Source organism: Undibacterium sp. WLX3042 (genome assembly GCF_049544825.1).
In the GTDB taxonomy this organism is placed as follows: Bacteria; Pseudomonadota; Gammaproteobacteria; order Burkholderiales; family Burkholderiaceae_D; genus Undibacterium.
Window position 1 is genome coordinate 1334920 of sequence record NZ_CP186698.1, and the last position, 15075, is coordinate 1349994.

Consider the following 15075-nt stretch of genomic DNA (forward strand, 5'->3'; position numbering starts at 1 on the left):
CGTTTTAAGTAAAGACAGTACCGGGATACTGAGTCAGATACAGAAGCAGATACCTTCATACTGTTGTTATGTCATCAAACTGTCAGGTAAATTCATTCTGACGTCACACCGCCTTCCTAGACTTGTGAGTTTTCTACCCACCAAGTTCAATGGAAGGCAAGATGATGTCCCGGCACAAGCAACAATACAAGAAACAATTTACACGCAAGCTGATGTCAGTTCAGGTCGTGCTTGCGGTCACGCTGATGGTCGCGCAGCACGCTCAGGCGCAGTCAATGACAAAGACTGACAGCAGTGTTGAATCTGATTCTGCGCTCGATGCGGAAGCGATCAAATCACGTGTAGTGATCAGTGGTTCCAGCGTTGGCAATCGTGCGCCGGTACAGAGTTCTCTGAAAGCGACACAACCACAATCGATTATCACTGCGACATTTATTGAGCAGTCAGTGACTGATCTGGCTGATTTCAATGCCGTTGCGCGGATTGCGCCAAGTGTGGGTTCCGGCGTGTCTGCCAATGGTCCCGGCCTGGCCGAATCCAAAGTCACGTTACGTGGTTTTCAGGATGGCGAATACAACATGACGTATGACGGCATCCCTTTTGGTGATACGAATAATCCTACGCATCATTCCACGTCTTATTTCCCTGCACGCATCATCGGCGGAATGGTGATCGAGCGCGGCCCGGGCAATGCCAGCAATCTGGGGCAAGCCACGTTTGGCGGTTCTATCAATTTGTTCTCAAAAGAATTATCGTCGGATTTTAATTTCACACCGTATTCGACTTTTGGTTCATGGAATACCCGCATGTATGGTGCGCAAATCGACAGCGGTATGTTGTCGAACTTTGGCAATGCACAGATGATGTTCAATGCTTCACGTCTGACATCCGACGGTTATCTGACATACAGCAGCGTCACTGAAGATAATTACCAGTTCAAATTCCAGCGTAATCTTGGTCGGGATACCGTGCTGACTGTGTTTTCCACCTATAACAAGATCAACAGCTATGTTCCGGATAAAGGTGGTGTGACCTTGAGTCAGGTTGCCCAGTTTGGTAAAAACTATGCCCTGAACAATGATCCGGCGAGCCAGAATTATTACGGTTATAACTTCAACTACAAAACGACGGATTTTGATTATATCCGCCTGCAATCGAAGTTAGCTGGCTGGAATATCGACAACACTCTGTACACCTATTCGTATAACAACGATACCTATTCCGGTCAGGATGCCAGCGGTGCAACCGCCAACGGTACCAAAGCCGGTGCTGCCGGGAACAAGAATGTTCCTGGCTACAACAAACTCAATGCATATCGTGTTAACGGCGATATTTTCAAAGCCACCAATCAGTTTGAAGCAGGCTTACTGCGTGCCGGTGTCTGGCTGGAAAGTTCAAATACCAACCGTCATACCTATGATCTCGACTGGACCTTAGGGGTGCCGAATCCTAAAGAATCAAGTGCACCGAAAAGCGTATCTTACGAACAGCGTTCTTCATGGAAGCAGTATCAACCGTTTGTAGAGTTTGAATGGAATGCTGCGCCCGATTTAACGATTACGCCGGGTATCAAGTATCTGCACTTCAAACGCGAAATCGATGCGCCTGTGAATCAGGGTACACGGATTGCAACGACTGCAGAGCAAACCTACACATCGACTTTGCCATTCCTGACAGCGAATTACAGTGTGAATAAAGAATGGTCTGCGTATGCACAGATTGCCAAAGGCTTTCTGGTGCCGGATCTGTCCATGTTTTATGTGAACAACCCGAATCTGAGCACACCGAAACCACAGACATCGACGAATTATCAGCTGGGTACGGTGCATCAGTCGCGCAATCTGACACTGGATGCCGATATTTATTACATCGACTTTGATAATAAGATCGCGTCCACCGGCAGTGGTAATGATCTGGTGTATTACAACCAGGGTGGTGTTGTCTATAAAGGTATTGAGGCGGCTGCCACTTATTACATCGGTAGTGGTTTCTCTGTTCACGCGAATGCGTCTGTCAACAGTGCTAAAGCCAAAGACACCGGCCTGCAGGTAGCAAAAGCGCCGGAGAGCACCAGTGCGCTTGGACTCTTGTATAAAGCAAACGGTTTGTATGGTTCGCTGATTGCAAAAAATGTCGGCACGCAATATGCGAAAGACGGTGAGCCAGCTGCTTACAAAATACCTTCTTACATGACGACCGATCTGACGATAGGTTATCGCTGGAAAGCGGTTGGTTCACTGGTCAAGAATGTCAAGACGCAGTTAGGAATCAACAATCTGTTTGATAAGCAGGATGTAACTTCTGTCTCAGCCAGCAGCAAAGGCGTCGCTTTCGATCAGTACACTTTCCAGCCTGCCCGTAGCTGGAGCTTGTCTGTCAGCGCTGACTTCTGATTCTCATTCGGGGTCGTATTTATTTTCCAAATCCGTCGCTTATTTCTTGTTTTTCATGTATGGAATAAGCAACGGATTTGTTAGAAATCGTCAAATGGATGCTCCACTCTAAGCCATTTTTCTGATTCTGCAGCGGCCTGTTGAAAGAATCCGAACTACTCTGCATCATATGAGAGAAATCTATATTTTTGATTTTTCTTCGTCAGAATTGCACGAAATTGGTGCAACATTTGCCCTGATTTCATCCGTTTTGCTTCTTTGTGGAAATAATTCTGAAGGCTAGAATTATTTCATTGCGAGGAGGAAACATGAAATTAAATAAAAACTTTAACTGCCTTAGTGGCAATGTCAGTCGCAGCATCCGCTGCATGGGCTGACGACAGTTCTAATGTAACGATCAGCGGCTTTGGTACTGCGGCTCTGACACGCACGAATACATCCGATGCGGAGTTCGCGCGTCCGAATCAGGCCGCAGGTGTGACGACGGATGCGAAAACCGGCGTTGATTCCAATTTCGGTATCCAGGTCACGGCAAAAGCAACTGACTGGTTGTCTTTCACCGGTCAGGGTCTGGTACGTAAAAATGTCACAGATAATTTTGGCGCGGAACTGACATGGGCGTTTGCCAAAGCGAAAGTGAATGATCAATTGAGTGTGCGCGTTGGTCGTATGGGCTTACCTGTGTACATGATTTCTGATTACCGCAATGTTGGTTATGCAAACACGATGTTGCGTCCGCCAGTCGAGATGTACACACAGGTTATTCTCGAAAGTATCGACGGTATTGATGGTACTTATCAGACATCGGTTGGCGAAACGAATGTGACTGCGCAACTGGCATATGGCGTGACAGAGAGCGAAAGTCCTGGCTACAAAGCGAAATTTAAAAAGCTTTCCAGCTTCAACATAGCACTGGAAAACGGCCCGTTCACGGTGCGTTTGGGTCGTGTTGATACCAACGTGTCTGTTGATAATTCTGTCAACCTGAACACACTAGTCAGCGGCCTGAATAAATATGGTTACACCAGTGCCGCGAATGCGATTGCGGTGCAGGACACTAAAGCGTCGTTTACTTCTCTGGGCTTAGGCGTGGATTGGAAAAACGTTGTTGTGCAGGCGGAATACGGTAAGCGTAAATCCGGCAGTTTATCTGTTGCTGACACCACATCGTGGTACACCATGTTTGGTTATCGCGTCGGCAGCTTCCTGCCTTATGTTGTTCATGCTTCTGCCAAACAGGACAGCGCAAGAACAGTTGCCGGAACACCGACCGCTGGTCCTTTGCTGGCGTACACCGCAGGTGCTAATGCACTGGCTTCAGCTTCCCCGATTCAGACCAGCAACAGCATAGGCGTACGCTGGGACTTCCATAAATCGGCTGCATTAAAAGTGCAATTTGATCGTATGTCTCCAGACAATGGCAATGGCGTATTTATCAATGCCAAACCTGGTTTTAAAGGCCCGGTAAACGTGTTGGCTGCTGCGGTTGATTTTGTATTCTGAGGAGATGGCGATGACAACATTTTTGAAAAAAGTCATGCTTGCCGCAGCGTTTTCCTCTGTTGCAGCGAGTGCAAGTGCCTCTGATATCGTCGTGATCGTGAATCCGGCGAATCCGGCGACTGCGATGACGGCAGCTCAGGCATCGCAATTTTTCCTGGGTAAATCACCGATGTTTACACCGGTAGATCTGGCAGAAAATTCACCGGTACGCGCTGAGTTTTACAAAAGAGTCGCCGGTAAGGATTTGTCGGAAGTGAAAGCGATCTGGTCCAAACTGGTGTTTACGGGGAAGGCTACTGCACCAAAAGAGTACCAGTCTGCCGCAGAGGTGAAAAAAGCGATTGCGGCCAATCCTACCGGAATCGGCTACATAGAAAAATCCGCCGTGGATTCATCTGTCAAAGTGATTACGACACTGCAATAATCGTCGCATGATCTGTAAAAAGGGGAAAAGCAGAAATTGCTTTTCCCCTTTTGCTTTTTTGTTCACGAACAGTTAGTCTCTTTTCTGAGTGCTGAAAAACCAGCGCAGTCAATCGCGCTTGCCATACCCCGTCGCAATTTCACATCGATTTCACACAAAGTGTTCGGTATTTGTCGCAATATTGATGTCTGACCCTGTTCAGGAGCCTCACATGAGTTTGTCTTGCAATACCTGCGTTTCTGTCGTGCCTGACCGGCATTTCCTGTCGTACTGATTCACCGCTGCAAATACTTTGTCCGTCACATTGTTCGTTTGCTGTTCGCCATATCAACATTACTTCCGGAGTGCGCTATGTCGTTTTTTTATGATCTGAAAATATCGGTAAAGCTGTTAATCAGCTTTCTTTGCCTGCTATTGATTACGATTTTCATCGGCATGTTTTCTGTCATTGAATTAGCGCAGGTCAATCATGCTGCCAGGGATCTGGGAGAAAACTGGATGCCCAGTGTGAAGGCAGCGATGGGTATCAAAGAACGTGTCTCGCGCATACGTTCGCAAGAGGCACAAATGGTTTTTGCGGAAAATCCTGAGGAAGTCGAAAAATATGTCGGTCGCACCAGAGAAGCTATTGATGGCTTGCGTCAGATTGAAGCGGATTACAGCCGCATGATCATCAATCCGACTGAAAAATCGAACTACGATGAGTATGTAAAACTGATGGCAGATTATTTGCAGATCACCGATAAGATGATTGCTGCTGCCAAAGCCGGCAATCAGACGGAAGCGGTCAATCTGCTGCGTACCAGTTCTTCCAAAGCAAATACCCGACTGCGCGATCACGTCGATAAGATGGTGAAAATTCAGTCTGACGGTGGCATCGCTGCCTATGAACATAGCACGCAGGTTTATGAAACGGCACGTTCGCTGATTTTAGTCGCGCTGGCGATCTGCGTTGTGCTGGGACTGGCATTGTCTTTCTGGATCGCCCGTCTGGTATCACGGCCACTGATGAATGCTGTGAAGGTTGCGCAGACGGTTGCTTCTGGTGATCTGACCAGCCGCATTGAAGCCAGCAGTAAAGACGAAACCGGCATGCTGTTGCAAGCCTTGAAAGAGATGAACGACAACTTGCTGAAGGTGGTCAGCGAAGTGCGGCAGGGAACGGATCACATCACCATTGCGGCGACAGAAATCGCGCAAGGCAATCTTGATCTCTCGGGACGCACTGAAAGTCAGGCAAGTTCACTCGAAGAAACCGCGTCCTCGATGGAAGAAATCACTTCGACGATTCATCACAATGCAGACAATGCGCGCCAGGCGAATCAGTTATCGGATTCTGCCTCGGCCGTGGCGCAAAGAGGCGGCGACGTGGTTTCGCAAGTGGTGCAGACCATGGGCTCGATCAACGAGTCCTCACGTAAGATTGTCGACATCATCGGTGTGATTGATGGCATTGCTTTTCAGACGAATATTCTGGCGCTGAACGCAGCGGTGGAGGCGGCGCGCGCCGGTGAGCAGGGACGCGGCTTTGCGGTGGTCGCGTCGGAAGTGCGTAATCTGGCGCAACGGTCTGCCAGTGCGGCGAAAGAAATCAAAGAGCTGATCAACGATTCTGTCGATAAAGTCGCACAAGGCACGCGGCTGGTCGATCAGGCGGGCGACACGATGAGCGAAGTGGTGGCCAGCGTGCGGCGCGTCAGCGACATGATTAACGAGATTACGGCCGCCGGTCAGGAGCAAAGCGCTGGTATTGCGCAGATCAATGATGCGATTACTAATATGGATACGCTGACGCAGCAAAATGCAGCTCTGGTCGAAGAAGCCGCTGCTGCTGCTGCCGGATTGCAGGAGCAGGCAGAAAAACTCAGCAGCGTCGTCAGCGTGTTCAAATTAGATCAGAGCCAGACGGCGGCGCCGAACGCATCTGCAATGCTGGTGAATCACAATACTGCTGACGCGACAAAAAAGACGATGGCAAAGCCGGGTAAAAAGGAAACGAACAGCACGGCAATCAAACCTGCGCCAGCCAGTGTCCGGCAAAGTCCGCAGCGGACAGCGAAAGCAGTTGAAAAAGCAGGCGACACCGCAGACTGGGAAGAGTTTTGATGTTGCTTAGTCTTGTACTGGCAGTCACAGCCGTGGCGTAAAAAAAGCAGGGCGGAGCATATACTCCCCCTGCTTTTTTAGTATTCACCGCTCATGTCCTTATATTTAAAGGGCTTCAAAATATACTGGGAGGAGTATATTTATCCCCTGGTAAGCCCTGAAATGCAGGAATCAGGATGAATGGTAATTAAGCGATGTCGCTTTGTTTGACGATGGTGCGTGAAATCAGACCGTATTCCAGTGCTTCTTCTGCGCTCATCCAGTAATCGCGGTCGATATCATTCGTCACGCGTTCCAGCGTCTGACCGGATTCGCGCGCGATCAGTGCCGAGATACGTTCACGCACTTTGACGATTTCGCGTGCCTGAATCGCAATGTCTGTTGCCTGCCCGCCGCAGCCGCCGCTGGGTTGATGAATCAGGAAACGTGTGTTCGGCAAACAGACACGGCGTTCTTTTGGCACCGACAGGAAGACACTGACAGCAGCGCTGCCTACCCAACCAGTACCGACCATATTCACCGGTACATCGATGAATTTAATCATGTCATGAATCACGTCGCCGGATTCAACATGACCGCCTGGTGACGAAACCAGCATAGTGATCGGATCTTTTGACTCGGCCGCCAGCGCGATCAGGCGTTTGCTGACATCCGCTGCGAGTTTATCGTTGATGGTGCCGAAAACCAGCACGGTGCGGGATTTAAATGCTTTCTCTTCGAGGAAAGGGCTGCGTTGTACGTCGTTATTGTCTTTTTCGTCTGCCATGTGAAATCGTGTCCGGTTATGAAGGTTGAAATTGTAGCTTGTCTGCTGTCTCAGGTGGCTGCGTCGGTGGCTTTTTTCAAGTAGGCTTCTGCCAGCCTGACCCAGTATGTCGCGCCGATAGGCAGCAAATCATCATTGAAGTCATAACTGGGATTATGCAGATTGCAGGGGCCCAGACCATGACCGGCATCGCGATGACCACCTTCGCCATTGCCGATGAAGACGTAGCAGCCCGGTTTCGCTTGCAGCATGAACGCGAAATCTTCCGCGCCCATGGTTGGTTCGGTCTGTGCATTTACGCGCTCTGCACCAACCACGGAACGCAGCACCTCGGTGGCAAATGCGGTCTCAACAGGATGATTGATCAGTGGCGGGTAATTGCGGCGGAATTCAAATTCAATCTCGGCATCGAACGCCGCCGCTGTGTGTGTCGCAATGGCGCGCATGCGTTGTTCGACCAGATCGATCATGTCATTGCTGAAGGCCCGCACCGTGCCGACCAGTTGTGCATCGTCGGGAATCACATTGGTGGCGCTGCCTGCGTGAATCTGCGTGACTGACAACACTACCGATTCCAGCGGGCTGGCATTACGACTGACGATAGTTTGCCAGCTTTGCGCAATCTGTATCGCGATCATGATCGGATCGATACCTTTGTGCGGCTGCGCTGCGTGAGCGCCTTTGCCTTTGATGGTGACAAAAAATTCATTTGAAGAGGCCATCATTGGTCCCGGCGTCAGACCAAACGAGCCGGTAGGAATCCCCGGCCAGTTATGCATACCGAACACCGCTTCCATAGGGTATTTCTCAAACAGGCCATCGTTGATCATCGCTGAAGCACCGCCGCCACCTTCTTCTGCTGGTTGGAAAATCAGATATACCGTGCCGTCGAAATTGCGGTGTTGCGCCAGATAATGCGCGGCACCCAGCAGCATCGCGGTATGCCCGTCATGCCCGCAGGCATGCATTTTTCCTTCGTGCTGCGAGCGGTGCGGGAAGCTGTTGATTTCCTGCATCGGTAAAGCATCCATGTCGGCGCGCAAACCAATCGCCCGCGTACTGTTACCATTTTTAATGATGCCCAGGACGCCAGTGCCGCCTAAACCCGAAACAACAGGAATGCCCCACTGTTGCAACTGGCGCGTAATAACGTCTGCGGTGCGGTGTTCTTCGTAACAAAGCTCAGGGTGAGCGTGAATATCACGGCGGATTTGTTGAATTTCTGCCTGGAATTGAACAATAGGATCTATTAGTTTCATACGAGTCTCCGGATTGCGTTGCAGATGTGCTGGCTGGTATCGGGATGGATAGTGAGCCGCAGCAGGACGCAATTTAATTTTTCGACGTGAAGTTGCTGCATCGTCTGCAGCAAGCACATCAGAGAGAACGATACCAGATTCCACAGAGGCGGGCATCAGCACTGACGCGGAATTTGAATAAAAACAAGGAAAGTGTTCCTGAGTCGTTCAGACGCCAAGGCCACTGCCTGATCTTGAGCCGCGGAAGGTTGTGTTGCGCTGATTTTTTCATTCACCCGCATGCGTAGTCGGTATAAGAAAACATCTTCAACAGACATTCGCAGAGCATGGTGCGCAGATATTCTTTGCGGTGATGATTGATATATCGAAAATAAAGCAGACATGTTTGCTGCACTGCAGTAAAGTTACACCTGTCTCCTCCAACACCTCCTAAGGTTTGGATTTAACCCGCAACCGCAAGGTCGCGGGTTTTTTTTGTCTTTTTTCCGGTACGCACTAAAAAATTCAATAGAAACGATAAAAATTTGAAATAAGATTTCTTCTAGGTAATTTGTTATCGTTTTCAGATATCTGATTTGTGAATGTTTGATATGCAAAAATAGTCGTTTGCGTATTTGTTGCGGTGCGATATAGTTACACCTGTCTCCTCCAACACCTCCTAAGGTTTGGATTTAAGCCCGCTCTTAGCGGGCTATTTTTTTGCCTGCGTTTTTGTTTGTACCTTCCATCTGATACGCGAAAAGAATAGCGCAGGGGCTTGCGAATGTTGATTTAATGCGCAGTGTGTGAAATGTTCAGGCGAGTACCCAACTGCCATCCAGCGTGATTTCATCGCAGTTGTGACCGTGGCCGATGCGATCCATGACGATGAAGTCGCTGATTTTATGCAGGGCGATCAGCGGATGATGCCAGACGCCTTTAGCGTAATTCACGCCTTGCAAGCCTTTGCACAAAAAAGCCTGCATCTTGTTTTCATCAAATTCCCCCGCCGGTGCGACAACGACCAGATATTCGTCTTCCTCATTTTGTGTCAGCGGGACAAATGCCTGACTGCCTAGCGGATGCCTTTCCATAATGGTAATTGGCAGCGGCAGTTGGCGTGGCTGCGCGCGAAACAGGCTGAGTATGGTTTGTCCATTTTCACTGTGCGTGTCAGCGCAGGCGAGGGCATGAAAACGCTCGGTAGTACCCTGATTAATCGGGTAATGGCGCGCGCCATCGGTCATGATCACTTCGCCAAACGGCGCAAACGTCGCCCGTGTCAGAGGAGAGATAGTGAGTGTTTTCATGTCGCGGACATTGTGATTTGGTGAAGGTTGTCAGGCGATTTTACTCAACAGACGCAAGCGTGATACCCCGCCGTCCGGGAAAATATTCAGACGAATATGCGTGATAGTCCCCAGTGATTGCAGCTCTTCTGCAAAATAATGCTGATGATCCATTTGCAGCTTTTGTTGCGGTAACAGCGTAGGCCAGAACATCGATTGCGTGATCAGCGAAGTGTCAGTGCCTCCCGCCATCGACGCTGCCTGTATCGAACAGCTGTCTGGATAGTTGCCTTTGAAATGGCAAGTATCGACTTCGATTTTTTGCACGATCCCGGCATGGGCCAGCGCAATGATGCACCAGTCATTGCCGGGCTCGCGGCGGCGTCGCGTTTCCCAGCCATCGCCCATATTCACACCGCGCCCTGGCATCAGCAGATTGGATGCCAGCCCAAAATGCTGGTTGTTCGTTGCCACAATATAGCCGCCGTTTTCCATCGCAATCAGATCGTGCAGCGCATGCGGATCAGCGTTGGCCCAATCGTTTGCCGGTTGTGCATACACGCGCAAACGGGCGACGCCGCCGTCCGGATAAATGTTAAGGCGCAAGTGGCTGAATATTTGTGTGCTCTGAATGGCGTGGTAATGATGGCTGTTGCCTTGCAGGTTCACCGACGGCAGCACTTCTTGCCAAACGGTCTGGTCATCCGGTTCGCCACTGGCGAGAAATGCGCCTTCAAGTGCGGCGGCTGGCGGGTAATTGCCGGTGAAATGGCTGGTATCGATATCGACACCTTTAAGCATCCCGGCGCGACCAAGTTTCAACACGCACCAGTCATGACCATTGACCCGTTTGCGACGGGATTCCCAGCCATCCATCCATTTGCCATTGGTATCGTACTTGCCGGGAATGAAGACAGCGGGTTCAGGATTCAACATGCGCGCCATCTCGGCAAAAAAATCATCGCTGCAGGCCAGTGTTCTGGCCCCCAGGCGTGGGTCAGCGAGATTCGGATAGCGGCGGGTAAATTCAGGAGCATTCGGGTCGAGCGTGATGATGGCCATAGTATGTCTTTCTCGATTACTTTCTTGATTATTTCTTGCCAGCCATATTGGCCGTATCGTTTTCTACCCAGCGCGCGATGACAGCGCGTTCTTCGTCGGTGATGTGCGTCAGATTCCCCAGCGGCATCAGCTTTTGTTGCACCACTTGCTGATAAATCAGTTGCGATGCCGCCCTGATCTGCTCAGGTTTATCCAGCATCAGTCCTTTGGCGGGAAATTCCGTTAGCGTCGGATGTTCTGCGTGACATTGTATGCAGCGTGCCTGTATCACTTGCTGAACCTGGGCAAACTGCGCTGCCGGTGATTCCTTTGTGCTGCTCACAGGCGCGGACTTTGGAGCCATCCACGCCGCCAGCGCGGCGAGGATGACGATCGCCAGCACCGGATAGATGGGACTGGTTTTGCCTTTATGGCGCAGGATGAAAAATTGTCGCACCAGTACGCCGACAATCATGATCAAGACCAGCACCAGCCAGTTTTGCGCGTGGTTATACGTCATGCTGTAATGATTCGACAGCATCGCAAACAAGACCGGCAGCGTGAAGTAGGTGTTATGTACACTGCGTTGTTTGCCGCGCTGACCATGCACCGGATCAACCGGATCTCCCGCTTTCATGGCCGCCACGACTTTGCGCTGTCCCGGAATAATCCAGAAAAATACGTTGGCGCTCATGATGGTGGCGATCATTGCGCCAGTAATCAGAAACGCGGCACGTCCGGAAAATAAATGGCAGGCAGCCCAGGCGGCGGCGATGACATACGCGATAATCAATGCCGACAATACCTTTTCATTCTTGCCGAATAAGCGGCACAACAAGTCATACACCAGCCAGCCGAGTGCCAGAAAACCTAAGGCTGCTGCAATTGCGAGGGCAGGCGTGAGATTGGCAACAGACGGGTCGATCAGATAAGTGCGGGCATTAAAAATATACACCAGCAAAAACAGGCTGAACCCCGACAGCCAGGTGCTGTAAGACTCCCAGTAAAACCAGTGCAGATGCTCCGGCAATTTCGGTGGGGCGCCCAGATATTTTTGCGGATTGTAAAAGCCGCCGCCATGCACCGCCCATAATTCACCGCCGACACCTTGTGCCTTGAGTTGCGGATCACTTGGCGCAGTCAGATGGTTATCCAGCCAGACGAAATAAAAAGATGAACCTATCCAGGCAATCGCAACGATGACATGCAGCCAGCGCAGCAACAGATTTGCCCAGTCAAATAAATATGCTTCCATTTTTTCCCCATAGGACTGACGCAAAATCGCCCCAGCGGCGTTATGGCTCCTAGCCGTACTATTCGTACTGTCTTCGTCGCCATGCCTTGCTGGGACAACTTTGCGTCAGTCCTGTCCCAGATTATTTTTCCGAGATGAAGAGGCAACGGCGTTGCCAAGATGTTGTTACATCTGCCACCTCATCTACTATCTCATTTACGAAATTAACTGCCGCGATAGGTTGAATAACTCCACGGCGTCGCGACCAGCGGCACGTGATAATGCGCACTGGCATCGGCGATAGAAAACCGCAAAGTCACGATACTCAGAAACGCTGGTTGCGGCAGATCAGGTACCAAACCAGCGAAATAAGTGCCGATGTCGAAATCAAGTTCATAGGTGCCGGTTTGCATGGCGCTATCTTCCAACAAAGGCTGATCGCAGCGTCCATCGGCATTGGTGACGCGCTCACACAGCAAACTGCGTTGCTGTGGGCTGACACGATATAGCGCAATGCTGATGCCTCGCCCGGGCTTGCCGTGGGCGGTGTCGAGTATATGTGTGGTCAAACGTCCCATGTGTTCCTTATTTCATAGGACTGACGCAAAGTAGCCCCGGCTTTGTTGCTATGCCTTGCCGGGACAAATTGCGTCAGTCTTGTTTGATTGATTTGAAAATATTGTCGACAATCTTAATTGCCATAATTTAAGCCTGTCAAATGAAAATAAATAAAATCGAATAAAAACAGCTATTTATGTAAATGATTTCGTAAAGAACACTGCGGTATATTTAATATTGTCGACAATCGTGATTAAATATGCCTCACTATTTTTATTCTTCACTCAGCATGAATTCATCTGAAACACGCCGTACATCGACACTGGCAGAGAAGGAAGAGCACATGTATCGTGATATTTATGATGCGATCATGGATCATCGTTTGCCGGCGCGGACTAAATTGACTGAGCAATCTCTGAGCCAGATTTATCAGATGGCCAGACACGGAGTACGTAAAGTATTAAGCCAGCTGGCTGCTGACGGACTGGTCGAGCTGGAGCCCAACCGTGGTGCGTTTATTGCCAGCCCGGGCGAAAAAGAGGCGCACGACATGTTTGAATTGCGCCAGACGCTGGAACAGCTGGCGCTGGAAAAAGTTTTGCAGCACGCTGATGCCAGCGCGGTTGCTGAACTGCGGCGCATGGTCGAGCGTGAACGGGATGCCTATGAAAGTGGCGACCGGCCACAATGGATACGTCTTTCGGCCGATTTTCATATCGCCCTCGCGCGTCTGAGTGGCAATGATTTACTGGTCGATATGCTGCGTCGCCTCGTTTCTCGCACGACGCTGATGATTTCGAATAAGGAAGTGGTAACGACGCGTCCCTGTTCATTTGATGAGCATTTTCAGGTGTTGGCGGCATTGGAGCGTCAGGATAAAAAAGCGGCCTTGCACGCAATGGCACAACATTTGCATCAATGTGCCTGTCGCACGCCGAAAAATGCTGGCAAGGGTTTTGACTTAAAAGCCGTTCTCGGGCATTCACGGAGTAACTAATTTATGAGTATGACAGCAGCTTATCCACGCGACCTGATTGGCTACGGAGCGCAGGTACCGCATGCGCAATGGCCGGGTCAGGCAAGAATTGCGGTGCAGTTTGTTCTGAATTACGAAGAAGGCGGTGAAAACTGCGTGCTGCATGGCGACAAGGCATCCGAACAGTTTTTATCAGAAATCGTCGGTGCGGCGGCATATGAAGCGCGGCACATGTCGATGGAGTCAATTTACGAATACGGTTCGCGCGCTGGTGTCTGGCGGATTTTGCGCGAATTTGAAAAACGTGGCTTACCGCTGACGGTGTTTGGTGTGGCGATGGCGTTGCAGCGGCATCCCGAGCTGACCCAGGCATTTGGTGCGCTCGGGCATGAAATCGCCTGTCATGGTTTGCGCTGGATACATTACCAGAATCTGGATGAAGCGATAGAACGCGAACATATGCAACAGGCAGTGCAGATCATGCGTGAACTGACAGGCACCGCGCCGTTGGGATGGTACACCGGGCGCGATTCGCCGAATACGCGGCGTTTGCTGGTTGAGCATGGCGGCTTTACTTATGATGCCGATTACTATGGCGATGATTTGCCATTCTGGGCCGAAGTCAGCACCAGCGCGGGCGAGCAACAGCCGCATCTGGTGGTGCCGTATACGCTGGACAGTAATGACATGCGATTTGCCACGCCGCAGGGATTTAATACGGCCGAGCATTTTTATACGTATTTAAAAGATAGTTTTGACGTGTTGTATGCAGAAGGTGATCCGGATGGCGATAACGCGCCGAAAATGCTGTCGGTCGGCATGCACTGCCGCTTGCTGGGTCGGCCCGGGCGGTTCCGCGCTTTGCAGCGTTTTCTGGATTATATACAGTCACACGACAAGGTCTGGATCTGCCGCCGCATCGATATTGCGCATCACTGGATGAAGACGCATCCTTACCAGCCGCAAACAACAGGAGCGGCAGCATGAGCAAGACTTACAGTTTTGATGAATTGAACCTTTGTTCTGCGCAGGCGTTTGTCGATGTTCTGGGCGGTATTTTTGAACATTCGCCGTGGGTGGCCGAGGCAGTTGTCGCGCAGCGACCATTTGCCAGTACGGCGGCCTTACACCAGGCGATGGCGGATGCCGTCAGAACTGCGGCGGAAAGTGCGCAACTGAAGCTGATCCGCGCCCATCCTGAATTAGCGGGAAAAGCAGCGATACGTGGCGAGCTGACGGCAGAGTCCAGTCGTGAACAAAGTGGCGCAGGTCTGACACAGTGCAGCGCGGAAGAATTTGCGCAGTTACAACGTTTAAATGCCGAATATAAGGAAAAATTCGGTTTTCCGTTCATCATCGCTGTACGCAATCATGACCGGCAAAGTATTATCCGCAACTTCACGCAACGTCTGGCTGCCAGTCGCGCCGACGAAATGCGGGAATGCATAGAACAGATTATCCGTATCGGGGAATTCCGGCTGGCTGATCTCATCAGCACCTGAATACACAGCAGACACACTGTACAAGACGCGACGCTGATTGCCGGT

At 50.6% G+C, this 15075-nt stretch carries 13 protein-coding genes; 7 read left to right on the forward strand and 6 right to left on the reverse strand.

Features of this window, described 5'->3' with window-relative positions:
- Window positions 1-164: 164 nt before the first annotated feature.
- The 4 genes from ACPAOP_RS05990 to ACPAOP_RS06005 all read left to right on the forward strand — a co-directional run bounded on the left by ACPAOP_RS05990 (window position 165) and on the right by ACPAOP_RS06005 (window position 6426).
- Window positions 165-2393, forward strand: coding sequence for a TonB-dependent receptor (locus ACPAOP_RS05990; protein ID WP_423709650.1), 2229 nt, complete (start codon window positions 165-167; stop codon window positions 2391-2393).
- 345 nt (window positions 2394-2738) lie between these two features.
- Window positions 2739-3896, forward strand: a complete 1158-nt coding sequence (locus tag ACPAOP_RS05995) for a hypothetical protein (protein WP_423709651.1) — start codon at window positions 2739-2741, stop codon at window positions 3894-3896.
- 10 nt (window positions 3897-3906) lie between these two features.
- Window positions 3907-4320, forward strand: coding sequence for a hypothetical protein (locus ACPAOP_RS06000; protein WP_423709652.1), 414 nt, complete (start codon window positions 3907-3909; stop codon window positions 4318-4320).
- A 351-nt stretch (window positions 4321-4671) separates the two neighbouring features.
- On the forward strand, window positions 4672-6426 hold the full coding sequence (locus ACPAOP_RS06005; protein ID WP_423709653.1) for a methyl-accepting chemotaxis protein: 1755 nt from the start codon (window positions 4672-4674) through the stop codon (window positions 6424-6426).
- Between the two features lie 187 nt (window positions 6427-6613).
- Here the strand turns inward: ACPAOP_RS06005 and ACPAOP_RS06010 are convergent, their stop codons facing one another.
- The 6 genes from ACPAOP_RS06010 to uraH all read right to left on the reverse strand — a co-directional run bounded on the left by ACPAOP_RS06010 (window position 6614) and on the right by uraH (window position 12572).
- Window positions 6614-7192 (reverse strand): ATP-dependent Clp protease proteolytic subunit, encoded by a 579-nt coding sequence (locus tag ACPAOP_RS06010; protein WP_423709654.1) that lies wholly within the window; start codon window positions 7190-7192, stop codon window positions 6614-6616.
- Window positions 7193-7242: 50 nt separating this feature from the next.
- Complete coding sequence (locus tag ACPAOP_RS06015; RefSeq protein WP_423709655.1) at window positions 7243-8451, reverse strand: M20 aminoacylase family protein; 1209 nt, start codon at window positions 8449-8451, stop codon at window positions 7243-7245.
- 794 nt (window positions 8452-9245) lie between these two features.
- The gene (locus ACPAOP_RS06020) at window positions 9246-9740 is read right to left on the reverse strand and encodes an ureidoglycolate lyase (protein WP_423709656.1); all 495 of its coding nucleotides are present in this window, start codon (window positions 9738-9740) and stop codon (window positions 9246-9248) included.
- A 30-nt stretch (window positions 9741-9770) separates the two neighbouring features.
- Window positions 9771-10781: an allantoicase gene (gene alc / locus ACPAOP_RS06025; protein ID WP_423709657.1), complete on the reverse strand. Its 1011-nt coding sequence runs from the start codon at window positions 10779-10781 to the stop codon at window positions 9771-9773.
- 28 nt (window positions 10782-10809) lie between these two features.
- Window positions 10810-12015 carry a urate hydroxylase PuuD gene (locus ACPAOP_RS06030; RefSeq protein WP_423709658.1) on the reverse strand — a complete coding sequence of 402 codons (1206 nt, stop codon included), beginning with the start codon at window positions 12013-12015 and terminating at the stop codon, window positions 10810-10812.
- A 203-nt stretch (window positions 12016-12218) separates the two neighbouring features.
- On the reverse strand, window positions 12219-12572 hold the full coding sequence (uraH, locus tag ACPAOP_RS06035) for a hydroxyisourate hydrolase (protein ID WP_423709659.1): 354 nt from the start codon (window positions 12570-12572) through the stop codon (window positions 12219-12221).
- A gap of 269 nt (window positions 12573-12841) precedes the next feature.
- Here uraH and ACPAOP_RS06040 point away from each other — a divergent pair, with 269 nt between their 5' ends.
- From ACPAOP_RS06040 to uraD, 3 genes are read left to right on the forward strand one after another with little or no spacing between them, the layout of a single operon-like run.
- On the forward strand, window positions 12842-13549 hold the full coding sequence (locus tag ACPAOP_RS06040; protein WP_423709660.1) for a GntR family transcriptional regulator: 708 nt from the start codon (window positions 12842-12844) through the stop codon (window positions 13547-13549).
- Between the two features lie 3 nt (window positions 13550-13552).
- Window positions 13553-14515 carry an allantoinase PuuE gene (gene puuE / locus ACPAOP_RS06045; protein ID WP_423709661.1) on the forward strand — a complete coding sequence of 321 codons (963 nt, stop codon included), beginning with the start codon at window positions 13553-13555 and terminating at the stop codon, window positions 14513-14515.
- A complete protein-coding gene (gene uraD, locus ACPAOP_RS06050) occupies window positions 14512-15030 on the forward strand; it encodes a 2-oxo-4-hydroxy-4-carboxy-5-ureidoimidazoline decarboxylase (protein WP_423680377.1) in 519 nt (172 codons plus the stop codon). Before puuE ends, uraD begins: the two co-directional genes overlap by 4 nt.
- The last annotated feature ends 45 nt before the right edge of the window (window positions 15031-15075 follow it).